Consider the following 23,729-nt stretch of genomic DNA (forward strand, 5'->3'; position numbering starts at 1 on the left):
AGTGTTGGTAGGATGGTTTGGAGCTATGAATAAATCCTTTAATCGTAAAGTAATTATAGGTGTTATTCTTGTAATAGCTGCATTGTGCTTTGTGCAGTCTCTTTACCATGTTGACATTTACTTCGAAAAGAAGTCTAACCATGAAAAAGTAACCGAATTAATTAATAATGATTTGGTATTTTCGTGGGATACAATGGATGATGAATTATCGCAAATTCTGGACTGGATTGATTCAGGACATTTTTATAATGGAGATTTAGGAAGACTCTACGAAAGAGCCAGTCTAATATATATGCAAAAGGGCGAGCCCATGTCTTATTATAGATACTTGGGCTATGCTCTTTTTTATTTGGAACAGAGTGACGATAAGGATTACACGGTTAATATTTATCTGGATCAGTCCCATACAAATATATACGAGGAAACCTATAGGGCTATTAATGATGCCTGGCTTGCCAGAGTGTATGTAGAAACCGGCAGATTTGATGAGTGTAGGGAAAAGTTGGATAAATGGGAAGGTCATGATATGTGTTCTACACGGACGTTTATCGTGAGATAATGCTTTGTTATGTTATTAAATAGTAGATATGATGGTTTGACACTTCTCTTGAATAGAAAAGTATTTACAAGACAATTATTTAGATGTAAGAAAAGCAATGTCCGATATGGCGTTATCATGATGGATATTGATGATTTCAAACATGTTAACGATACCTATGGGCATATAGAAGGTGATAGAGTATTACAACGCTTAGGGCAGCTTCTCCAAACTGAGATAAAATCGGATGTTCAGTGTTTCCGTTATGGTGGTGAGGATGTGCTAAGACGCGCAGACGAAAATCTATATACTTCAAAGCAAAATGGAAAAAATCAGGTAACTATGGGAGAGTTATAAATACTTAGGGAAACAAAATGTATCTAAACACACGTAAACATTATCTTTCTAAATCAATATGTTTATCTGCATGTATAGGATTGCTTTCGCAATGTCTTAATGCCATGTCCAGATTCTTTTTCAGTTCAAATCTAAGTGAGCCAGATATGCTCAATAGCACCATTTTTGTTTTTAATATATCTATTCAGATAATAGTTATTCTGCTGATTGCTATTATTTTTGGACATAGTTTAAAGCAAATGAAAAACATCATGAGTATAGTTATGGAAGACGATATTGAAAAAATGGGATTATTGCAAAAGCAGTATATTCCTGATGGAATCTCTACCCTTAAGGCATCTGATATTTATTCCCTTCTTGAGATTTGGGCGTCCATAATGATTTTTATACAGGTGATGTCTATAGTATCAAGTTATCAATACAAGCGTTTTGTAAGTGATTTATATCGACTTATCCCAATGGATACTTTCGAGCATGCGGTGGATTTTTCAGCTATTTATAATTCCACTCATGGCTTTAAATATATTGGAATGTTTTCCGCATTAATTATTGGAATATTTGTATCGGCAGTATTTTTGAAAGACAGATTTTTAAAGATTTTGTCTGTGATTATAACCGCAGTTTTTATATTAGCTTTTTGTATTTTTCAGATGATAACCTTTGATATGGAAATCAAAATTATCAGTATCGTCTGGACTTCGGTAATTTATCACGGCATGGAAACCATAGGTCTTTTGCTATTTTCATTTTATCTGGCGAAGCATTATAAAGGACTTTAATAAAAAACTGTTGCATTACTATTTAGAGCGTATTATACTGAAGAAAATATTAGGAAAGAACACACTGTATATGTGTGTGGGTGAGGAAATGAGAACAAGATAGTTTAATTTAAGTAATCACATAGGTTTTTATGGCCTGAGAAACAGGCTGGTTTGTGTACGCTTAAATTAGATTATCGCTTTATTCATCCTTGTCTGCACCAGTAGGTGATTATATAGGATTTTTTAGCGAGTCTGTTTTGCGTATGCAAATACAGACTTTTTTTATTGGGTATTGGAGGTTTTATGGCACAAATTAATGTTACAAATCTTACTTTTGCATATGAGGGAAGCTTTGACGATATTTTTGAGAATGTTTCCTTTTCTATAGATACCAATTGGAAGCTTGGATTCATCGGTAGAAATGGTAAAGGAAAGACAACATTTTTGAATTTGCTTTTGGGAAGATATGACTACGAGGGAAGCATTTCTACAAATGTCGTTTTCGATTATTTCCCATATAAGGTCAGTGGGACGGATATGGAAAAGACGGCAGATGAGCTTATGGAAAAATGGAAGCCATCTGTGGAAAGCTGGAGAGTTATGTGTGAACTGCCTCAGCTATCAATAGATGCAGAACTGCTTTACAGACCCTTTAAGACCTTGAGTTTCGGGGAGCGTACCAAGGTTATGCTTGCTGTATTGTTTTCTGGAGAGAATGACTTCCTGTTGATTGATGAGCCAACAAATCATTTGGATATGGAGGCTCGTGAAATCATAAAGAATTACCTGGCATCAAAGAAGGGATTTATCCTTGTTTCTCATGACAGAGATTTGCTAGATGCATGTATTGACCATGTGCTGGTTTTAAACAGAGCAACAATAGAGGTTCAGTCAGGAAACTTTTCAAGTTGGTGGGAAAATAAAGCAAAAGCAGATGCATTTTCAAAGCATGAGAATGATAAGCATTTAAAAGAAATTGGAAAGCTAAAGGCTACAGCGGACAGATCTTCCAGATGGGCGGAGAAAGGTGAGGCAAGAAAGATTGGTTTTGACCCAATTAAGGAAAATGACAGAAGCATAGCAACCAGATCCTACATTGGCGCTAAGACCAAGAAAATGCAGGCGAGAGTGAAGTCTTTCGAAAAGCGTATGGACCGTGAAATAGCTGAGAAAGAGGGCTTACTTCAGGATTTGGAGGAACCAATCGACCTGAAAGTTATGCCAATGGAGCACTATAAGAAGGTGTTGGTTGATTGCAAGGATTTGACTTTGAAATATCAGGATGGCACAGAGCCTGTCATTAAGGATTTATCCTTTGATTTGCTTCAAGGAGAGAGAGTATTTTTAAGTGGCGAGAACGGTTGTGGAAAATCCACATTAATAAAGGCGATTTTGGCAAAAGCCAGTGCTGGCGATGTATCAAATCTTGACATCGAAGGAACGCTGAATGTGGCACCAAATCTTGTCATCTCTTATATTAATCAGGATACCTCCTGGCTTAAAGGCGGTTTGAAAGACTATGCCCTGAAAAATGGATTGGATTATAGCCTTTTTCTTTCAATTCTGAGCCAGCTGGATATGAGTAGAGTTCAGTTTGAAAAGAATATAGAGGACTATTCTGAGGGGCAAAAGAAGAAGGTTCTCATAGCGGGAAGTCTGCTTACTTCAGCTCATTTGTATATCTGGGATGAGCCACTAAATTACATCGATGTGTTTTCCAGGATGCAGATAGAAAAGCTGATTGAGGAGTATCAGCCTACCATGCTTTTGGTGGAGCATGATGTGAGATTTAGAGAAAAGCTTGCCACAAAGGAAATAGCGCTATAGGTGGATGGAGTAGAGCATTAATCTTTTAGATATTTAGATGATTACCATGTTATAGGGTTTGTTGATTTAAACCTTGTAATCAGATATAATTCAGCGTAATTTAGGAGTGGAGGTAAAGTTATGAAAACATTAGTAATTAATGGGCAGAATCATCAGGGGTCGACTTATCATATTGGTAAGGAGTTGGCTGATAAAATTGGTGGCGAAACAAAGGAGTTTTTTCTTCCAAAAGATTTTGGAGAGTTTTGCCTGGGGTGTACAAGCTGTTTTACAAAGGGCGAAGATACTTGCCTACATTATGAAAAGCTGAAGCCTATTGTAGATGCTCTTGATGAGGCTGACGTAGTAATACTTACAAGTCCTGTTTATGTTATGCATTCAACCGGTTCCATGAAAGCGTTTTTGGATCATCTTGGCTATCGCTGGATGGTGCACAGGCCAGAGGAAAAGATGTTTAAAAAGCAAGGTGTTTGCATAAGTACTGCAGCAGGGGCAGGCATGAAGTCTACCAACAAGGATATGGCAGACAGCCTATTTAATTGGGGAATTGCAAAGATTTATAAATATGGAATGGCTGTGGCAGCTACAAGCTGGGAGGACGTTTCTGAAAAGAAAATGGCTAAGATACACAAGGACATGGATAGACTTGCGGCTGATATAAAAAGCAATAATGGGAACGTGAAGCCAGGAATAAAATTAAAGGCTTGGTTTATGCTATGTCGATTTATACAAAAGAATGGATACAATCCTAAGGACATGGAGTATTGGAAGCATAAAGGATGGACAGAGGGAAATCGTCCTTGGAAGGCATGATTTTCAATATAAGCTACTTATAGTCGTATAGTGAAAAACTATAGAGCAAATTCATATTTGTAGGGGGGAGACTATGCTTCTGTCATTTTATATCCAGCTCTGGCAGCATTAATATCATGGCTTATTTGGGGATAATAGAAAGTAGAAATTACGGATGATACGAAGAATAAAAAAGATTTTTAAAGTGATAATAATTGCTATCATTTCCTTCATAGCAATTATTCTAGTGGCACATTTCATAGGCAGAATAATTAATAACAGAACACCTGAGGGTGGGATAAATGAATCAATGTATGTAGATATTAATGGAACAAAGCAATGGATAAATATCTATGGACAGGATAAGGATAATCCAGTTTTACTTTATCTTCACGGCGGTCCAGGTTCATCAACGAGTATTTTTGATTATGTGTTCACAAGAAAATGGAGTGATGTTTACACGGTAGTCACTTGGGATCAGCGTGGCTGTGGAAAAAGCTACAACACTTCTAAAACAGAAACTATAACAGTAGATATTTTGATGCAGGACGGCAAGGAGATTACTGAGTTCCTACTTGACTATATGGGTAAAGATAAGATTACTCTTCTAGGACATTCGTGGGGGTCCTTGTATGGTGCCAACTTAGCTCTGGAGTATCCTGAATACTATGAAGCATTTATTGGTACAGGACAATTTATCGATCCTAAGGAGAATGAGCAAAGGCTTTACGATGCAGCACGGGAATGGAGCGAGGGCGACGAAGAAGGGAAGGCAATACTTGCAAAATGGTCTCCTGACAAAGAAGATTCCTTAGAGGCTTTACAGGCAAGAAACGCTACTCTGGAAAGATATGGCTATGGCATGATGAAAGATGGTTCTGACTATAATCTCTATACCACAGTGATTTTCAATCCAAACTATTCGATAAAGGATTATGTTAGATATCTGACAAATGGTAGTAAGGAGTTCGAACCGTATTTGGCTTTTTGGGCTAATGATGAAATGTCAAAGCTATCTCTACTTCGTAAATACGAATACAAAGTAGCCTACTACAATATAAATGGAGATATGGATTATCAGACCAACTATCAGCTTGCCTGTGAATACTTTGATAATGTGAACGCTCCATATAAAGAAATGTTTGTGATGAAAAATGCAACTCACGGTCTTTTGGAATCACGTTCAGAAGAATTCTCGGAGATAGTACACACGATAGCTGCGGAGCAGAAAGATGAATAAACATTTTAAACTGAAAAAAGTGCTTATATGTATTGCTGCAGTGCTTGGAGGAGTGCTTGTTCTGGTCACTGTTATTTATATAAACATTAAAAACTTTACAGTTAAGAGAATGCAAAGTGCAGATGGTCAGGAAGTATATCTAATGGGTACATTCCACACCAATCACTTTGACACCATATCAAATTATTCTTTTGAAGAAATGCTAAATGCAATAGAAAACATAGATCCTGATGTTATTTTTATCGAGGCAAGAGAAGAAAACTACGAACAGTATGGGGTCGTGGATGGGCCTGTTGATATGTGTATCACATATTGCTATTGCCAGGATAATGATATTCCTGTGGAAATGATAGATTACTGGAAAGTAGATAACGATAATTACAAACGAAATACCACCACGGATGATAGGGATGATCATATTCATCAAAAAATAATTGAGAAACTTAAACTCTATGATAATAAAAAAGTCCTGGTCATATGTGGATTTGGACATTTGTATCCACAGGTGAATCGACTGCTGGCTGAAGGGATGGTAAAGGAGAAGCTCCCTCATATTTCAAGCTTGTTTAAGAGTGATGACAAGGAATTTAAGTATCCGTCTTCGGTAAATGAAGTCTGGGAGCAAAGAGCATTTTTTTATGCTTACACGTATCCTGAATCAATACAGGAAGATGAAACAATAAACGATGAAGTGAAAGCACAGTGGCCTATTGATGAAAATCATAGTTTCTATGATTCGCAGATTAAATATTGTGATTTGTTTAGCGCAAATCAGCTATACAGGTGAGATTAATTAACTTTGGGAGCAGACGAAAATGGTTGATATAAGAATTGCTACAAAAGATGATATAGATAGTTTGATGAGTATTCGCCTTGAAATGCTTAAGGTCGTGAATAATCTGCTAGAAGATTATGTGTATTCAGATGAACTGAAAAATGAGAGTCGCGATTACTTTATGAATGGAGATCAGATGACGGTTCTTGCCAGTGATGGAGGTGAAGTTATTGGATGTGCATCCATGAGTTTTATCAGGATAATGCCTACATTTAATCACCCAACAGGCAAAAGAGCCCATCTTATGAATGTCTACATAAGAGAAGAATATCGCCGACAGGGGATAGCTCAAAAGATGGTTGAGTTGTTAATTGAGAAAACTTGGGAAAAAGGTGCCACAGAAATCAGTCTTGATGCAACCACATTGGGAAGACCACTCTATAAAAGAATAGGATTTACAGATTCAGAAGAATGTATGGTTTTGACAAAACAATAGGAGAGACATAAATGGAACAGACAATTATTTTGGAAACAGAAAGACTTTTTCTTCGTGAAATGAATATGGATGACTTTGATGCATTATACAAAGTTCTCGCTGATAGAGACATCATGCAGCATTATCCATATACTTTTGACGAGAAAAGAGTCAGAGATTGGATTGAAAGAAATATGAATCGCTATCATAAGGATGGTTTTGGACTGTGGGCTGTATGCTTGAAAGATACCGGAGAGATGATTGGAGATTGCGGATTGACACTTCAGAATATTGATGGGGAGATGTTACCTGAGATTGGTTATCACATTCGTGCAGATCATCAGCGCAAAGGCTATGCAAAGGAAGCGGCAGCAGCTGTCAGGGACTGGGCGTTTGACAACACGAATTACCCAGCACTCTATTCATATTGCAAATACACAAATGTTGGTTCATATAAGACAGCGGAATCAATAGGTATGCATTTTGAGAAGGAATACCCAGATCCTGATAACAAGATTACACATGTATCAGTATTATTTCGCTAGGAGATGGCTCATGTTTTTCAAGAAAAAGATAGAGAAGAAAACCTATGACAAATCATCCAAGAAACCTGTAATAAAAGCTTCTATCTGTAATGGAGAACAGGTGGCAGGCTTCAAAGACAATAATACTGGTGCATTTGAAGAAGTGATGCTTATAAAGAATGCTGATGATTTGGCAGTATTCAAAGAAACATATGACATAACTGAAGAAATAGAGAAGATATATTAAAAGGGATTATAAACAGGTGATTGAAAATGATTGAGTATAAGCAGACTAAAGAATTTACAGTTGACCAATTGCAGAGATTATTTCTTTCAGTTAATTGGGAATCAGGAAAATACCCAGAAAAATTGGTTAGAGCAATGCTCAATTCTTCTAGAGTTATATCTGCATGGGATGGAGATAAGTTAATTGGGTTGGTTCGTGCATTAGATGATGGAGAGACTGTAGCATTTCTCCACTATCTTTTGGTAGACCCAGTATATCAGGGCTATCACATTGGAGATAACCTAATGAAGCAGATTATGAGTTTTTATGAGAATCTTTTGTACGTGAAAATTATACCATCTGATCCTAAAACAATTCCATTCTATGAGAAATATGGATTTAGACAATATGACAACTACTCAGCTATGGTTCGCAAGAATTTTTCATGAAACGATAATTTACGGAATATACACGTTTTATAGCCTTTTTTACCGTAGTCATTTTTGTAGTTAACATTGCTTTTACGGAAGATTAAGAGTTTATGTCCTTGTTTTCCGTAGGATTTTTTGCATGTTGCAAGGATGTAAGTGATTTGATTCAAAATTACTACGGAAAAACAATTGTTTTAAGCTAGTTGTTCCGTAAAGAGGTTCAATATACCAAAATTGACTACGGCAAAAATGACATGAGATGTTAAATATTCCGTAAATCTAATTTTTAAGGGAGAATAGCTATGCCAAAAGTGAAGCTTACAATTACAAAGAGTAAATGTAGATGTGGGTATTTCAAGGAAGGACAGGAGTTTATAGTGGATGACTTATGTCCACCATTATGTCATGAGTTATGGAATAATATATATCCTTCAGTCTATGGCTTGCAAAATGGTGCTACCCTTGACTATGGGGATGTAAGAGCAAAAATGTTTGATGCAAAATGTCCGGATGAAGGAAGGGTTTGCATACATGGGGAGGTTTTAGAGTAGATAATCTATGAATTCAAACATATCAAAGTTGAGTAACCAAGAAGCTGATATTCATATTAAAGAAGACAGTTCAAAGCTTTTATTGACAGGTGCACTCCATGGTGCAACACACATGAACCCCATGCTGCAATTAAGCCTGGAAAGAAGGGATATTCGATTGCTTTGAGAACTGGACCTAATATGCCGGAATGCGAAAGAATCATCAGTACTATTGAACATTTTTATGGTCATCTTGATATAGAGTCCGTTGCTCAAATGGGCCTGACATCGATTGAATATAAAGAGGATGTAGAACCTAGAAAAAAAGAGATAATTGATTTTTGTAGTAGGATTTAAAAAATTTAGCAACAATACAATAAATGTTTATCGCATGAATGTGTAGGATGCTTTATTTTTTACTTAGTTGCGATACTTGGGATTTGATGAGATTTATTTACAAAAAAACATTGCTAACTTTGGAATGGTAGGGGAAACATAATGATTATAGAAGTAATTAATCCAACAGAAAAGCAAAACATAGCTAGGAAAATCTTGGAGGCTCTTACCGATTGGTTTGGAATTGAGGAGAGTAGAGAAGACTACATTACGCGTAGTGCAGAGTGGACATTTTTAGTAGCTAGAGATGGTAATAATGACGTAGGATTTTTGTGCTTAAAGGAAACAGGAAAAGCTACTGTGGAAATTGCTGTGATGGGAGTTTTAAAAGAGTATCATAGGAAGGGCATAGGACGTCAGCTTGTTGAAAGAGGAAAAGAGATAGCTAGGTCTGAAGGTTATGAATTCATGCAGGTTAAGACTGTAAAAATGGGAGTCTATGAAGATTATGATAATACAAACCATTTTTATATCAGTTGCGGTTTTAAAGAACTAGAAGTTTTTCCACTATTGTGGGATGAGTGGAATCCCTGCCAGGTGTATGTGTTGGCTTTGAAGTGAGGTGTAACGTTTTGAATATATTAGCTGAAACAGATAGATTATTAATAGTTGAGATGACAATGGATATGGTGGAGGACGTCCACAGAAATTCATTAGATGAAGATATAAGAAGATTTGTACCTGATGAAGTATTTGAAACATTGGAAGAGGCCAGGGATACGGTGGAATTCCTAATGTCTCAATATAATTCCACTGATGGGCCGATGGTTTATGCATTGCTTTTGAAAGAGGATGATGTAAATATAGGGTACGTTCAACTTGTTCCCATTGGAGAAGGCAAATGGGAGATTGGGTACCATATTGCAAAACAGCATACATGCAAAGGCTATGCAACGGAAGCAGTAAAAGCATTTCTTCCGATTATAGCAAAGAAAGTTGGCGTAGATGAAGTTTATGGAATTCGTTTATTGGAAAACAAAGCATCAGGAAGAGTCCTGGAAAAATGCGGATTTGAAACCTTCTTTGAAGGAGAAGGTGCTTATCATGATGGAGTCTATGAAATAAGTAAGAGTGTTTGGGGATAGAAAATATGTTAAAAGATTTTTATGATATCGAAACAGAACCAATAGTAAATCTTGAAGCATTTTATGGTAAACCTAAAGAGATTACTGATAAATGCTTAATTATTTTTTCTAAAGAAATTCATGATTATTTGCTGGCAAATTATGCATGTGAAAACATCGGAACAATAACTGCTTGTAATGGAAATACACCTATATATTTAGTTGAACATAATGGCGAAAAAATAGCATTCTATTTAACAGGTATCGGAGCAGCTGTTACATCAGGAACTTGCTATGAGGTTCACTGGCAAACAGGTGCTACAAAATTTATTATGTTTGGCTCCTGTGGAAGCTTAAATCCCGAAGCCACAACAGGTAAATTCATTGTGCCAACCCAAAGTTACCGAGGCGAAGGCACATCATATTATTATGCACCGGCGGCAGATTATATTGATATAAAAGGTTCTGAGAGATTATCAGAAATTTTTGAAGAGCTAGATATCCCACATGTAAAAGGTCGAGTGTGGACAACAGATTCAATGCTCAGAGAGACAAAAGGGCTGGTTTCAAAAAGAAAATCTGAAGGATGTATAGCAGTAGAAATGGAACTTGCTGGTGTTCAGGCATTATGTGATTTTTATGGTTTGACACTGTATGATTTTCTTGAAGCTGGTGATGTACTTGCAGATAGCGGCTACGAAGTGAAAGAATTAAAAAATGCAAATCACAGTCTTGGAAAGTTATTTATAGCACTAGAAGTTGCGGTAAGAATATAAGCTTAGTTAGTCAAAATGGAGAGTCAAAAATGGTATTATTAGTTATTGATATACAAAAAGGAATTACAGACAACAGATTATATAATTTCGATGGCTTCATACGAGAAACAAAGAAGGTCATTGATGCTGCAAGAGCAAAGAATATTGAGATTATTTATGTTCAGCATGATGATGGTCCTGGAACAGGTTTTTCGGTAGGAGATGAGGACTATGAGATAGCAGATCAGGTTGCTCCAAGCGAGCATGAAAAGGTTTATGTTAAGACTATCAATAGTGCTTTTGGGAATGAGAAGTTGTCTCAACACTTACAAGAACAAGAAGATAAGCGCCTAATGATTGTTGGATTACAAACTAATTTTTGTATTGATGCAACAGTAAAATCTGCCTTTGAAAGAGGCTTCAAGGTAATTATTCCAAAGGGAACAAATTCTACTTTTGATAATGATTACATGAATGGTGAGACAACATACAGGTATTATAACGAAATGATGTGGCCTGAGAGATTTGCACAATGTGTATCTGTAGAAGAGGCTATTATAATGATGGAGAGAAATTATGGTACGAGAGATAATTAGAAATCAAATGTTTTTGGCGCAGAAGTGCGAGCCTGCCACAGAGAAGGATGCGCAGATAGCACAGGATTTGCTGGATACATTAAGAGCTAACATAGATCACTGTGTTGGTATGTGTGCCAACATGATTGGAGAAAGGAAGACTATTATTGCTGTTGCGGCTGGTCCTTTTCAGTTTGTAATGATTAATCCAAAGATTACCAAAAAGAAGGGCGAGTATAAGACTGAGGAAGGATGTCTTTCCTTAGATGGAGTAAGACCTTGCACCAGATATGAAGAGATTGAAGTCGATTTCCTTAATCAAAACTTTGAACCACAGCATGCCAAGTATACTGGGCTTACTGCTGAATCTATTCAACACCAGATTGACCATTGTAATGGGATAGTAATATAAGAACTTAATATATTTGTGAGGACAACATTGGATGATAATTAATCAACAGAAATATGTTTTATCAGATGGGCAAGAAGTTACAATAAGGAGTGCCATAGCCGAGGATGCACAAAAGGTAGTAGAGCACAGAGAAGCGGTTGCAGCAGAAACACATTTTATGGCTAGATATCCAGAGGATGGACCTTTCAATCTTGAAAGAACGAAAGACATTTTAGAGGGTATATCAAAAGATGAAAAAGACTTTATGGTGAATGCCTATATCGGTGATGAAATGGTAGGAGATCTAGCAGTGAGAGTAGTAAGACCTCACATTAAATTTCTTCATCGAGGATACTTGGGAATGTCAATTAGGCAGCAGTATACAGGCTTAGGACTTGGTAGCTTTATGATGCAGACTGCTTTGAATCAGGCAAAAGAAAATGGATTTGAACAAGTGGAATTAGGTGTCTTTAGCGATAATGACAGAGCAAGACACTTATATTCAAAATTTGGATTTGAAGAATATGGCAAAAATCCAAGGGCATTTAAGCTCAAGGATGGAACATATAGAGATGAAATAATTATGGTAAAGATATTCTAATATAGTGTTACGAAATACTGGAGATAATAGAGCAGATATATGAACTTAAAACAATTAAAAGAGAACCAAATAACGAAGCTCTACAATGAGCATATGGTAATAGATTTTCCCAAGGATGAATTGAAGCCACTGAATATGATTCTAGAATCAGTGCGTGAAGGTTTTTATGACTGCCTGGGGCTTTATGAAAAAGAGGAAATGGTTGGCTATACCTTCATGGTAAAGCTTGATAACAGCTATCTAATAGATTATATAGCTATCTTTCCAGAATTTAGAAATAAGGGTATAGGAGCGAATCTGCTAGGTATTATAGATGACTATCTTGAAACAGCAGATAGAATTTTTGGAGAAGTAGAAAATCCAGACTATACAGAGGATGAAGAGCAAAAGAAGCTTCAAACCAGGCGTCTAAACTTCTATCTACGCAATAGCTGTAGAGACACAGGTCTTCGTGTAAATTGTTTTGGTGTTAACTACATAATATTAGAAGCAGGAAAGACTCAATTTAAGGATAAAGATGAGGCTTGGAATCTGTATGAAAGATTCTATAAGAGCTTCTTAACTGAGGAGAAATTCAAGAAAAATATAAGAAGAATAAATTAGCAGAAAAAAATTTAATATTTACGATGGAATATAAATGAAAGTAAGTGTAATAAGAAAAGGAGAATATTGAAATGGAAAAGAAAAGAACAAAGAAAATAGTAGTAGGTTTGGTTATTTTAGCAGCGCTCATTGGTGGCTTTTTATTATGCTACAACAAGTTTGCTGCTAAGGGCACAGTTGGCGAAAAGGCCATAGTAATTGAAGTAGTAGATTCTAATGGCACTAGTTCAGAGTACGATGTTAACACAGATGCTGAGTATTTGAAGGATGCTATGGATGAGTTAGCCGCTTGTGACAGCTCTTTCTCATTTAGTGGCCAGGAAGGTGATTATGGTCTCATGGTAGAAGTAATCAACGGAGAGCAGGCTATCTATGCTGAGGACAATGCTTATTGGGCATTATATGTAAATGGAGAGTATGGACAGTATGGTGTAACTGAGCAGCCAGTAGGTGATGGAGATACCTATACTTGGAAATATGAATCTGCAGAATAATATGAATAATAAAATCTGTTTTACCACTAAAGATATTGCTTTGGCGGGGATGATGATTGCTGTAATTGAAGTATGTAAAGTGGCTCTTAGTTTTTTACCAAACATCGAGCTGACCACATTTTGGCTGATTATGTTCACTCTTTATTTTGGAAGAAAAGTGGCGGCAGTTGTTCCTGCGTTTATCTTGGTGGAAGGTGTCGTCTATGGAATGAATACATGGTGGATAATGTATCTTTATATCTGGCCATTGCTTGTATTCATAACATGGATTTTTAGGAAGGAAGATTCCGCATTATTCTGGGGAATTGTATCAGGGATATTTGGTCTCTGCTTTGGAATGCTTTGTTCAATTACATATTTTTTCATCGGATTAAGTTCTGGTGGAGTAGTTGCAGGATTTAATACCGCATTTTCCTGGTGGGTATCAGGAATAATGTGGGATATGGTTCACTGTGCAGGTAATTTTACATTTATGGTGGTTCTTTATACACCTATAAAAAATGTAATGAAAACGATAGCTTATAGAACCAATTGTTGAGTATCTTCAAGAAATAGGATAAGAGTTTTAGCACGAAATGGAGGAGTGTATGAAAAAGAAGGTAGGCGTGGTTGTAGACATTATTATGTATGTGATTCTGCTGGTTCAGATGATGTACGTGTTTATTGGAAACAATTTACACGAGCTGCTTGGAATAGGATTTTTTGTATGTCTCATTATTCATCTTTGCATTAAGAATTGGTGGGCCAAGACAATCCTGATTAAGGATAAACCTGCCTCTCGGAGATTTTTTGATATCATTACTATACTGCTGGTTTTGACAATCATAATTCTGATGCTCAGCAGTATGGGGGTATCAAGATTTTTGTTTACCTGGTTCCATTTCATGGGCAGCGCAGATTTGCACCGTTATCTTGCTACAGCTGTACTTACGCTTGGTGTAATCCACGGTGGAATGCACGGATTCTGGCACGCTAAGAGAAAGAAACTTGCTGTTGTGGGAATCGTTATTGCAAGTGTAATTGCTTTCGCGCTTGGTATCTTTGGAGTACCATTTTTAAATCGTCAAAAGAGAAGCGTGGAGATTTCCTATGCAGATAAGCAGCCAGAAGCAACTATAGAATGGCAAGGAAACAAGCCGCTGGTAGTATATTTTACAAGAATGGGAAATAGTAATTTTGAGCCAGATGTTGATGCTGTTTCTGGTGCATCTCTCCTTATGTCAGATGGAGAAATGATGGGTAACAACCAGCTATTGGCGAAGATGGTTTGTGACATCACAGGATTCGAATCAGAAGCAATCACTCTCACTGGAGAAAAGTATCCATCATCTTACAGTGACACGATTGTGGTGGCTGGTGATGAGCTTAAAGCCCAAGCCAGACCTGGTGTGGAGCCAATTGATGTTTCAGAATATGATTCAATTATTCTTATCTACCCACTGTGGTGGGGTTCGATTCCAATGCCTGTTGCCACATTTCTTGAGAATAATGATTTCGATGGAAAGACAATCTATCTAATCATAACTCATGGAAGCAGTGGATACGGAAATACGATATCTGAGATTGAAGAGCTCTGCCCTAATGCAAAGGTAGTTCCAGGGGCAAGCATTTATTGTGAGGACATCCCAGATGCAGGAAATCAGTTGATTGAGTTGCTTCGCAGTTGGAATACAGGAAGCAATTGATTTTAAAATTATTCCCTTATTATTAAAATATTGCTAGGAGGGTCATGCTGCAAATAGCATGGCTCTTTTAGTTTACATTACGCGGGTATAGTGTATAATAAAAATCGGATTATTTAAGGGAGTATGAGTATTATGAAGAAAAAAAGTGATATTTCTTATTTTATTATCTTTGGACTTTTCGTATTTACGATAATGTTCTTATTTTTTACTGTTCTAAATCCATTGGAGGTTTATGATGCTGATGACTGGCTATATATAGCTCAGCTTCGCAAACCCATTCCAATGATTCATGTTTGGAATCCTACAAGAGTTTTTCCTGAAACTGCAATGCCAGCTGTATCTTATTTTGGCGCATTGGTAATCAATCCCATAATAAACAATTATTGCCGCTCATTAACACTTGCTCACGGCTTGTTTGCAAGCATGGTATTTACAATTTATTTTGTCCAGTTTGCGGTGTTGTTCTACAAGCGTAAATTTGCAACAGCAAAGACAAGTATAGCTTATGGCTGTCTGTTCATTTTGCTTCATTTTATTTCGCATATTTACAAAGGCAGTGATAATTATTTCATGATAGGTGCAATTAATCTAACATGCTTTTATTACTATGTTTTATCTATGATAATAAATGCAATTTTGGTTATGCATTTTATGTCATATGGCGGTATTAAAAAATGGTTTAATGAAAGTAATTTGCCTCATAAATTGATTGTTGCTTTTTGGACTTACTTTTGCATTAATTCCAACCTGTTTTCATCGGTAGTCCTTGCAACTTATGTGGGTGTTGAACTGTTATTAAATCTTATTAATGACATAAAAGCAAAGGAATTTGATTTAAAGAAATACTGTACTGCTAATTGGTTGAATTTGATTATTATTATCTGTTGGTTCGGAGCAAATATTTTAGAGACTACCGGAGGCAGAGCTGACAATATCCATAAGAACTTTATTTTAAATATTCCAATAGTTACAGCATATGCCGTAGCCAGCATTGTAGCTAAGAATGTGTTTGTTACTATTTTGGATTTGGTAGTATTTATTTCATGGTTCAAATTACATGGGAAAAAGCTTAATGACACAGCACTAAAATTTGCAGTTATTATTGGTTTTGGAATACTGTATCTCATAATGTTAAGTGCATCGTCAGAACCATCGTATATGCTTAGAACAGAGGTATCGATTTGCAGTCTTTTCTATTTATTTATGGGTATGATTGCATGTTTAAATGAGCTTATAAAAACTAATTCAAAATACAAACGCGCACCATTGATATTGTTAGGAACGTTGGTACTATTTTTTATCTTCCCAGGCAGAATACTTAATTCCTACAACTATTCAAATATCACCTATGACAAGAGTGAAGCTTTAATGAATGATGTTATTGATCAATTTAAGGAAGCAGAAGAAAAGGGAGAAACTGAGCTTGTTCTTGAAATACCAAAGTTTAATGAAGGTGGAAATTGGCCTGTTAGTGTAGAAACTATCGGAGATAGATATAGTAGTGCCTTGTATAGACACAAGATAATTAAACCAGAGATTAAAGTTAAAGACATCATTGTAACCGAGGAGAAGAACGAAAAGTATGGTATTCCGGAAGAAAGGAGTACGGGTTCGTTCTAACAAGGATATAAAAATAACCATGTTGATTATTTATCAGCATGGTTATTTTAGTTTACCTAATGATTCACCTCATAGTATTGTAGTGCATATTGAGGATTGTAAATCGGTTTCATATCCTTATTGATTTCAATTTTATCAAGATTTTCATAGCGTGTTGAGAAAATATAGCTTTCATCCATATCCTTGACCAAATCTAAGGTGTCTGGATTTACAAAGATATATGAGCTAGCCTTTTGAGCTGGCACAAAATAACAAAGCGCCTCCCAGTCCTCCTCAATATAGAAAATACAATCTTTACCTTCTATATTCGATAACAACTTTTCATACTCACGCGAATAAAAATCTTTTGAAGTATGAAAGCCAAGTGCTGCAAAGCTGATTATATTTATCAGAAGGAATACAGAGAAAGATACGTATTTACGATAACTGGTTTTTGTTCTATTTACAATTATAGAATCTACAATATCAAACACCAAATAAAAAGGAATAAATACTATTGGCATCCAATATCTGAAACTGTAAAATGGTGCAACCTTAAGAACAACTAAAACGTAAAGCAAGCCGCAAAGGAGAAGAGCTGTACTATAGGTGTATTTTTCTTTGCCCCTCTTTATAACGACAGCCAAACTAATAATTGCAATGATGGCAAATATTATTGAGGTTACATCAATGGAGGCAGCAGAGCTTAAGGCTTGGCGACCTCTTCCTCCTCTGAAGATGTGATTAAATATATGATGCCATAACAATAAATAAACAACTGCCGATCCGCAGGCTGTGAGAATACAATTCCTTAGTTCTTTATATTTTTTCTCAAGTATTAAATGTATTCCAAAAGCTAAAGAAATAAAAAATAGGAAAATTACAAAATAGTAATGGCTAAGCATTCCCAGAATGGTAATGACAAAATATGCAGGATAGAATCCTTTATCTAGAGTTTTGTCCCAATATTTCTTAAAAAGGTATGCCAGCAAAATAGTAAAGAAGGTGAACTGTGCATACATTCTTATAAGAAGAACAGTATCCATAAAAGCCATACTTGTAGTGTAAGCAAGAATAAATCCAAAAGTCTTTCGACTATCGTGAGTCAGCTCTTTACCAAGTAAGTAAAGTATTGGGATAATCAAAAACATCCAAAAGATATTTACTGCAATGCCATACCACAAGCTATAGGAATCTTTAAATATAGAGCAAATGGTATGGATGAAAAAATAATAGAGTGGAGGATGAACATCGTTAGCCTGATTACTTAAAACATTACCATAATTAAAGGTGTTCTCTGGGCTAACTTCCATAAAGTCTTTATAAAAACCTTCGCCCGAATACTTCTTTCCGAATTCGATGTCAGGACAAATACTGCCAATGTTATTGGCAAGTCCAAAGGTCCAAACCTCATCAACATTGTAGTCCATTTTTCTATAGGTAAAAAACAGAGTAAGTACTGTTGAAATTAATAATAGAATTACGATGAAACGTCTATCAATTTTACTCATAAACTAATCCCCTTAAAATGAAATGTACGATACTAATAATAGATGTTTTTGAGGTGCCATTCAATATAATTTTCTACTAGCTGGCCGTTTTATTGAGAGAGTATTAGGTTATAACATAATAGAAGATGAGACCTACTTGGTGTTTTTGTAATAAACAGTGAGTATTATTGTTTAATCAACAAATTATTATATCACGTAGTTAAATAGTGTGATAGTATACTTCTTGCGGTTGCTCGAGATTAATGAAATCTCCTATATTGCTAGAATGTTTGTGACCCGAAAAATGATTTCAAAACATCCTTGAGCAAATATATATATTAGGAGAATAAATTATGAAAACAATGGAGGAACTGCGCCGGAATTTCAAGTTGCTGGATTCTGGTGTGGCAGGTGCGAATTACACGTATCTGGACAACAGTGCGACTATGCAGGTTCCTGAAAGTGTGTTGGAAAGCATATGTGATTTTTATCACACCAGTAATTCCAATATCCATAGAGGAATTCATGCATTAAGCGAAAAAGCTACCGATTATTATGAGGAAGCAAGGGAGAAAACCAGAGAATTTATTGATGCCAAATATCCAGAGGAAATAGTCTTCACATCTGGTACAACAGGCTCAGTAAATATGGCTGCACAGATGGTAGAGCATCTCATTTCTGAGGACAGCGTGATAATTGTTTCAGAGATGGAGCATAATTCTAATTTTTTACCATGGCTGGCATTATCAAAAAGAAAGAAGGCAACTCTTAAAATCATTCCAGTTTTGGCTGATGGAACACTTGATTATGATGCCTTCGAAAATATGCTTTCTGAAAAGGTAGCGATAGTTTCTGTTACAGAATGTTCTAATGTAACAGGAATTAAAAATTCAGTAGATAGAATCATTAAATCTACTCGTGAAAAAACAAATGGACTGGTTTTGATAGACGGTGCACAGGGAGTAGTGCACGGAAGAAAGAGTATTTCAAAGCTTGGTCCAGACTTTTATGTTTTTTCTGGTCATAAGATTGGAGCCCCAACTGGTACAGGAGTTTTATATGTAAAGAAGGAGCTTCAGAACAAGCTTAGACCAGGTTACTTTGGCGGCGGAATAGTTTATCAGGTATACCACGACGATGCAGTATTTTTTGATGGAGCAAGAAAGTTCGAGGCTGGCACACCTAATTATGTAGGAGTAATTGGACTGGGTGCTGCTATTGATTTTTGGCTTGATGCTGAGAAGAATATTGGCAAAGAAGTAATTGAGGAGTCCGAAGCTTCTATTATGAAGAAGCTTGAGGAAGAGTTAGGAAAAATTGATGGTATTAATATATTAGGAAAACCTGATAAGCGTTTCGGTTGTCTCTCATTTACAACTAATAAGCTTCATTCCTACGATGTATGCAAAATGTTAGACAGCTACAACATTGCTGTTAGAAGTGGACACATGTGTGCTCATAATTACCTTCGTGCTTTGGGGGCAGAGAGTATCGTAAGAGTTTCGATTGCACCTTACAACACAATGGAAGAGATTCTTTATTTTGTTGATTGTATGAAGGAAATCTTATCTGTACCTGCCATGGAAGGAAGAACAGAATGTGGAAGAATGTCCATGGAAGATGTTGAGAGAGAGATTATCAATGATTTTGCTGAGATTGGCTCAGGAATCAATCAGTACGCCCTTATCACTGCATGTGCAGATGAGTTGCAGGAGCTTCCAGAGGAAGAGCAGAATGAGGATAATCTTGTTAAGAGCTGTCAGGTAAACACATGGCTCAAAACCGATTGGGTGGAGAATAAATTCTCTTTTGAGGCCGACAGTGAATCCGTGGTTGTAAGAGGCGTTATGTCACTTCTACAGGATATTTACATGGATAGAACAAAAGAGGAAGTGGAAAACTATAACTGCAAATTGATTCATGCAGATTTTGTTAAGAACTTCCTTAACCATGATCAGATAAATGGAATTAATGAAATATTAGCCAAAGTTCAGCAAGAGGCTATATAAAAAAAGTGGCTCGGGTTTTCCTGAGCCACTTTCTTTATCTATGAATTTAAAATAGCCTGTACCTGGTCGCGCTTTTCAAAGAGGACGCATCCACCTACATGGTCATCCTTAAGGATATCTGTATCCTGAAGTACCTTGAACAGTCTTGAAGAAATAGCACCCTTTAGGGAAGCCTCTTTTACATTTGTATCTGAATAAGGAGAGAAAGGACATGGCTCTGCCCCGCCGTGAGAGTTAATATGGAAAAATCCTCTTCCGGCAGCCACGCATCCACCGGATGATTTTTCATCTCCAGGGAATGAGATGAATACCATCTCCTCATACTTTTCTCTAAGCTCTGCAATACGTGCTCTAAGCTGTTCTTCCTGTGCTTCTGATAATGCTAAATCCTTACTCTCATCTGAGACAGGGACATATTCGACGAATATAACAGCTTTACAGCCATAGCCACCAAGCATTTGAATAAAATCATCTGATAAAACATCTTCAAAATTTTCTGTGGTAACTGTCACTGAATTTCCAAAAATCAAATCCTTCTTTTTGAAGGTTTCCATATTTGAAATTAACTTGTCGTAAATGCCTTCACCTCTGCGGTTGTCGGTTGCTTCTTTATGACCTTCTATACTCATGATAGGCACAAGATTTCTGTTCTTATCAAACATCTCAAAATATTCATCGCTTATAAACACACCATTTGTGAATATTGGAAAAAGAATATTTGGAATATTACTTGCAGCTTTGATAACACCTTTTCTAAGAAGTGGTTCTCCACCAGCAAGAAGAATAAAGCTGATTCCTAATTCCTCAGCCTCGTTGAAAATCTTTAACCATTCTTCATCTGACATCTGATTTACTGGCTCACAATCCTTTGTAGCCTCATTCTGTCTGGAATAGCAGCCTGCACAATGAAGATTACAGCTACTGGTGATTGATGCAATCAAAAATGGAGGAACATGCAATCCTTCATCCTTATATTTTTTTCTGACATTTGAAGCCTTCTTCGAAGCCATTGCAAACTTTGCCATGAAAATACTTTCAGCAGGATTCTTCAAAGTGGCTCTAACTGCATCCTTAACAACTCTTTCCACGCCCTTTGTCATATAGGACTGGATATCAAAATTCTCATTACCCATTAAAAACCTCTAAAACATTTTGCTTAATTTAATTGCGTTCAATATAATATACCTTCTCCTATGATAATGTCAATAGTATTAATATTATACATCTTAAAATTTTAAAAGAGTATAATGATAGTATGTAAAGAATATAAGTGGGGTATACAATGGCAGAATGTGGGGTATGTTATCGACATTGTAAAATTTCAGAAGGGGGCTTTGGCTTCTGTGGAGTGAGAACCTGCAGGGATGGAAAAGTAGTTCCAGATAATTATGGAATGCTTACATCTATTGCACTAGATCCAATCGAGAAAAAGCCACTTAACAGATTCTATCCTGGAAGCAGGATATTATCTGTTGGAAGCTATGGCTGTAATTTACGCTGTCCATTTTGTCAAAACTATCAGATATCCTGGTCTGATGAGGTGACATACACAAAGCGTGAAGCCAGATATGTTTCGCCAGAAGAGTTGGCAGAAATTGCAGAAGACCAGAAGAAAAACGGAAATATCGGTGTTGCCTTTACCTATAATGAACCATTGATTTCCTATGAATTTATTCTGGATACAGCGAAGCTGCTTAAGCAAAGAGAATTAAAAACTGTACTGGTTTCAAACGGAATGGCTGATGTTGATACAGTTGGAGAATTGTTTGAGTATGTGGACGCCATGAATATAGATTTAAAGGGCTTTACTGACAGTTATTATGAAGAGCTGCTGAAGGGCAATCGGCAGATGGTAATGGATTTTATCACTGAGGCTGTGAAGCATTCTCATGTAGAGCTTACTACGCTGATTATTCCAGGGGAAAATGATAGCGATGAGGAAATACTTGAACTTAGTCAGTGGATAGCATCATTGTCTGAGGAGATTCCACTTCATCTATCAAGGTTTTTCCCTAGATTTCATATGACAGACAGGGATGCTACTCCAGTGGATAAGGTTTATCATTTAAAGAGTATTGCAGAGAAAAATTTGAGGTACGTTTATACAGGTAACTGCTAATTGATTGGGAGGAAAAAGATGGGGATTTTAGCTGCATTTATGGTTCCACATCCGCCTATGATAGTTCCTGCTGTAGGCAGAGGCGGCGAGGAAATCGTTCGGAAAACTATTAATTCTTATGAAGCTGTGGCAGATGAGATTGCAAAGCTTGAGCCTGAGACAATCATCATCACCAGCCCTCATAGTATTATGTACTCAGATTATTTTCATATCTCGCCAGGACATGGTGCCAGAGGGAGCTTTGCAAGATTCAACGCACCTCAGGTGACTTTTGAGGAACAGTATGACGAAGAACTCCGAGATAGAATCTGCCTGCTTGCAGATAAAGAAGAATTCTCAGCTGGAGATTTAGGTGAAAAGGATCCAGAGCTTGACCATGGAACAATGGTGCCACTGTGGTTCATTCGAAATAAATACAAAGGTGGAAAGATAGTTCGTATCGGTCTGTCTGGTCTTAGCCTGTTCGACCATTATCATTTGGGCCAGCTAATTCAAAGAGCAGTAAATGACTGTGGTCGCAAGGTGGTTTTTGTTGCAAGCGGAGATTTATCTCATAAGCTCCAACCAAGTGGACCTTATGGCTTTGCAAAGGAAGGTCCTGTCTATGATGCAAAGATTATGGATGTGGCTGGGCGTGCTGCCTTTGATGAAATGTTTGATTTTAGCGAGGATTTGTGTGATAAAGCAGCTGAGTGCGGTCATCGTTCCTTTGTGATTATGGCTGGTGCGCTTGATGGAATAAATGTCGAAGCAAAGGTGTACTCTCATGAGGATGTGACAGGTGTTGGTTATGGCATAGCCTCGTTCTATCCAAAGGGCGAGGATGACAACCGTAACTTTAGAGATATTTTTATGGATAAACTTAAGGGTGAGCTGGAAAAGAAAGTTGCTAATTCCGATGATTATGTAAAGCTTGCAAGGAAATCACTTGAAAGCTTTATTATGCATGGCAAGATAATAGATGTTCCAGAGGGCCTTCCAGCAGAGATGCTCGAAAAACAGGCAGGAGCTTTTGTGTCCATTCATAAGACAGGAAGACTGCGTGGTTGTATCGGTACCATCATGCCTACTGCGGAAAACGTGGCGGTGGAAATTATACGAAATGCAATAAGTGCCTCCACAAGGGACCCTAGATTTAACCCAATCGGGCCAGAGGAGCTTCCATATCTCGATGTAAATGTGGATGTGCTTGGAGCCCCTGAGGATATCGATTCTCCATCACAGCTTGATGTAAAACGATATGGCGTAATTGTTAGCGCAGGACATCGCAGAGGTTTGTTGCTTCCGGATTTGGAAGGGGTTGATTCTGTGGAACAGCAGATAGCAATAGCCCGTCAAAAGGGTGGCATTAGAGAAGATGAAGAAGTAAAGCTTCAAAGATTTGAAGTGGTAAGACATATATAGTTTTTGTTGCATACAGAGGACTGTCGTTTTGGCAGTTCTCTTTTCCTTTTGCACAATTAAAGGCCGGA

Annotated in this window: 28 protein-coding genes; 26 read left to right on the forward strand and 2 right to left on the reverse strand. The window is 36.9% G+C overall.

All coding sequences use genetic code 11. From position 1 onward, the window contains the following. The first annotated feature begins 25 nt into the window (after window positions 1-25). The 23 genes from BMZ41_RS08475 (at window position 26) to BMZ41_RS08590 (ending at window position 16,660) form a co-directional block, all read left to right on the forward strand. On the forward strand, window positions 26-559 hold the full coding sequence (locus tag BMZ41_RS08475) for a hypothetical protein (protein ID WP_090528599.1): 534 nt from the start codon (window positions 26-28) through the stop codon (window positions 557-559). Between the two features lie 9 nt (window positions 560-568). Beyond that, on the forward strand, window positions 569-895 hold the full coding sequence (locus BMZ41_RS08480) for a GGDEF domain-containing protein (protein ID WP_090528602.1): 327 nt from the start codon (window positions 569-571) through the stop codon (window positions 893-895). Between the two features lie 263 nt (window positions 896-1,158). Further along, a complete protein-coding gene (locus BMZ41_RS08485) occupies window positions 1,159-1,674 on the forward strand; it encodes a hypothetical protein (RefSeq protein WP_143071336.1) in 516 nt (171 codons plus the stop codon). A gap of 285 nt (window positions 1,675-1,959) precedes the next feature. Beyond that, window positions 1,960-3,483: a ribosomal protection-like ABC-F family protein gene (gene abc-f / locus BMZ41_RS08490; protein WP_090528608.1), complete on the forward strand. Its 1,524-nt coding sequence runs from the start codon at window positions 1,960-1,962 to the stop codon at window positions 3,481-3,483. 120 nt (window positions 3,484-3,603) lie between these two features. Then, window positions 3,604-4,296 carry a flavodoxin family protein gene (locus BMZ41_RS08495; protein ID WP_090528611.1) on the forward strand — a complete coding sequence of 231 codons (693 nt, stop codon included), beginning with the start codon at window positions 3,604-3,606 and terminating at the stop codon, window positions 4,294-4,296. A 154-nt stretch (window positions 4,297-4,450) separates the two neighbouring features. Further along, window positions 4,451-5,515: an alpha/beta fold hydrolase gene (locus BMZ41_RS08500; RefSeq protein WP_090528614.1), complete on the forward strand. Its 1,065-nt coding sequence runs from the start codon at window positions 4,451-4,453 to the stop codon at window positions 5,513-5,515. Next, a complete protein-coding gene (locus BMZ41_RS08505) occupies window positions 5,508-6,302 on the forward strand; it encodes a hypothetical protein (RefSeq protein WP_090528617.1) in 795 nt (264 codons plus the stop codon). Before BMZ41_RS08500 ends, BMZ41_RS08505 begins: the two co-directional genes overlap by 8 nt. 28 nt (window positions 6,303-6,330) lie before the next feature. Then, entirely contained in the window at window positions 6,331-6,786 is a 456-nt protein-coding gene (locus BMZ41_RS08510) for a GNAT family N-acetyltransferase (RefSeq protein ID WP_090528620.1), read from the forward strand. An 11-nt stretch (window positions 6,787-6,797) separates the two neighbouring features. Next, window positions 6,798-7,310: a GNAT family N-acetyltransferase gene (locus BMZ41_RS08515; protein ID WP_177184185.1), complete on the forward strand. Its 513-nt coding sequence runs from the start codon at window positions 6,798-6,800 to the stop codon at window positions 7,308-7,310. 10 nt (window positions 7,311-7,320) lie between these two features. After that, window positions 7,321-7,536: an aspartate dehydrogenase gene (locus BMZ41_RS08520; RefSeq protein ID WP_177184186.1), complete on the forward strand. Its 216-nt coding sequence runs from the start codon at window positions 7,321-7,323 to the stop codon at window positions 7,534-7,536. A 26-nt stretch (window positions 7,537-7,562) separates the two neighbouring features. Continuing rightward, window positions 7,563-7,964, forward strand: coding sequence for a GNAT family N-acetyltransferase (locus BMZ41_RS08525; RefSeq protein ID WP_090528626.1), 402 nt, complete (start codon window positions 7,563-7,565; stop codon window positions 7,962-7,964). Between the two features lie 284 nt (window positions 7,965-8,248). Beyond that, window positions 8,249-8,497, forward strand: coding sequence for a TIGR04076 family protein (locus BMZ41_RS08530; protein ID WP_090528629.1), 249 nt, complete (start codon window positions 8,249-8,251; stop codon window positions 8,495-8,497). A 477-nt stretch (window positions 8,498-8,974) separates the two neighbouring features. Continuing rightward, window positions 8,975-9,433, forward strand: coding sequence for a GNAT family N-acetyltransferase (locus tag BMZ41_RS08540; protein WP_177184187.1), 459 nt, complete (start codon window positions 8,975-8,977; stop codon window positions 9,431-9,433). Window positions 9,434-9,444: 11 nt separating this feature from the next. Continuing rightward, window positions 9,445-9,957: a GNAT family N-acetyltransferase gene (locus BMZ41_RS08545; RefSeq protein ID WP_242942033.1), complete on the forward strand. Its 513-nt coding sequence runs from the start codon at window positions 9,445-9,447 to the stop codon at window positions 9,955-9,957. 5 nt (window positions 9,958-9,962) lie between these two features. Then, window positions 9,963-10,712: a nucleoside phosphorylase gene (locus BMZ41_RS08550; RefSeq protein WP_090528635.1), complete on the forward strand. Its 750-nt coding sequence runs from the start codon at window positions 9,963-9,965 to the stop codon at window positions 10,710-10,712. A gap of 29 nt (window positions 10,713-10,741) precedes the next feature. Next, on the forward strand, window positions 10,742-11,287 hold the full coding sequence (locus tag BMZ41_RS08555; RefSeq protein ID WP_090528636.1) for a cysteine hydrolase family protein: 546 nt from the start codon (window positions 10,742-10,744) through the stop codon (window positions 11,285-11,287). Next, window positions 11,268-11,678 carry a peptide deformylase gene (locus tag BMZ41_RS08560; RefSeq protein ID WP_090528639.1) on the forward strand — a complete coding sequence of 137 codons (411 nt, stop codon included), beginning with the start codon at window positions 11,268-11,270 and terminating at the stop codon, window positions 11,676-11,678. Before BMZ41_RS08555 ends, BMZ41_RS08560 begins: the two co-directional genes overlap by 20 nt. A 31-nt stretch (window positions 11,679-11,709) precedes the next feature. Next, window positions 11,710-12,258: a GNAT family N-acetyltransferase gene (locus BMZ41_RS08565; protein ID WP_090528642.1), complete on the forward strand. Its 549-nt coding sequence runs from the start codon at window positions 11,710-11,712 to the stop codon at window positions 12,256-12,258. A gap of 39 nt (window positions 12,259-12,297) precedes the next feature. Continuing rightward, window positions 12,298-12,861, forward strand: a complete 564-nt coding sequence (locus BMZ41_RS08570) for a GNAT family N-acetyltransferase (RefSeq protein ID WP_090528645.1) — start codon at window positions 12,298-12,300, stop codon at window positions 12,859-12,861. Window positions 12,862-12,932: 71 nt separating this feature from the next. After that, on the forward strand, window positions 12,933-13,355 hold the full coding sequence (locus BMZ41_RS08575) for a DUF4430 domain-containing protein (protein WP_090528648.1): 423 nt from the start codon (window positions 12,933-12,935) through the stop codon (window positions 13,353-13,355). 1 nt (window position 13,356) lies between these two features. Next, window positions 13,357-13,893 carry a hypothetical protein gene (locus BMZ41_RS08580; protein ID WP_242870711.1) on the forward strand — a complete coding sequence of 179 codons (537 nt, stop codon included), beginning with the start codon at window positions 13,357-13,359 and terminating at the stop codon, window positions 13,891-13,893. Window positions 13,894-13,942: 49 nt separating this feature from the next. Next, entirely contained in the window at window positions 13,943-15,040 is a 1,098-nt protein-coding gene (locus tag BMZ41_RS08585) for a flavodoxin (RefSeq protein WP_177184188.1), read from the forward strand. A gap of 132 nt (window positions 15,041-15,172) precedes the next feature. Then, window positions 15,173-16,660: a hypothetical protein gene (locus BMZ41_RS08590; RefSeq protein WP_090170546.1), complete on the forward strand. Its 1,488-nt coding sequence runs from the start codon at window positions 15,173-15,175 to the stop codon at window positions 16,658-16,660. 56 nt (window positions 16,661-16,716) lie between these two features. Here the strand turns inward: BMZ41_RS08590 and BMZ41_RS08595 are convergent, their stop codons facing one another. Beyond that, complete coding sequence (locus BMZ41_RS08595) at window positions 16,717-18,150, reverse strand: glycosyltransferase family protein (RefSeq protein WP_090528654.1); 1,434 nt, start codon at window positions 18,148-18,150, stop codon at window positions 16,717-16,719. A 332-nt stretch (window positions 18,151-18,482) separates the two neighbouring features. Here BMZ41_RS08595 and BMZ41_RS08600 point away from each other — a divergent pair, with 332 nt between their 5' ends. Continuing rightward, the gene (locus BMZ41_RS08600) at window positions 18,483-20,138 is read left to right on the forward strand and encodes an aminotransferase class V-fold PLP-dependent enzyme (protein ID WP_090528658.1); all 1,656 of its coding nucleotides are present in this window, start codon (window positions 18,483-18,485) and stop codon (window positions 20,136-20,138) included. A gap of 38 nt (window positions 20,139-20,176) precedes the next feature. Here the strand turns inward: BMZ41_RS08600 and BMZ41_RS08605 are convergent, their stop codons facing one another. After that, window positions 20,177-21,271: a radical SAM/SPASM domain-containing protein gene (locus BMZ41_RS08605; RefSeq protein WP_090528661.1), complete on the reverse strand. Its 1,095-nt coding sequence runs from the start codon at window positions 21,269-21,271 to the stop codon at window positions 20,177-20,179. Between the two features lie 149 nt (window positions 21,272-21,420). On the opposite strand from BMZ41_RS08605, the gene amrS reads away from it, so the two are divergent. Further along, window positions 21,421-22,257, forward strand: a complete 837-nt coding sequence (gene amrS / locus BMZ41_RS08610; RefSeq protein ID WP_090528665.1) for an AmmeMemoRadiSam system radical SAM enzyme — start codon at window positions 21,421-21,423, stop codon at window positions 22,255-22,257. Window positions 22,258-22,275: 18 nt separating this feature from the next. Next, on the forward strand, window positions 22,276-23,661 hold the full coding sequence (amrA, locus tag BMZ41_RS08615; RefSeq protein WP_090170555.1) for an AmmeMemoRadiSam system protein A: 1,386 nt from the start codon (window positions 22,276-22,278) through the stop codon (window positions 23,659-23,661). Window positions 23,662-23,729 lie beyond the last annotated feature (68 nt).

The sequence above is a fragment of the Pseudobutyrivibrio sp. UC1225 genome (genome assembly GCF_900115215.1).
GTDB lineage: Bacteria > Bacillota > Clostridia > Lachnospirales > Lachnospiraceae > Pseudobutyrivibrio.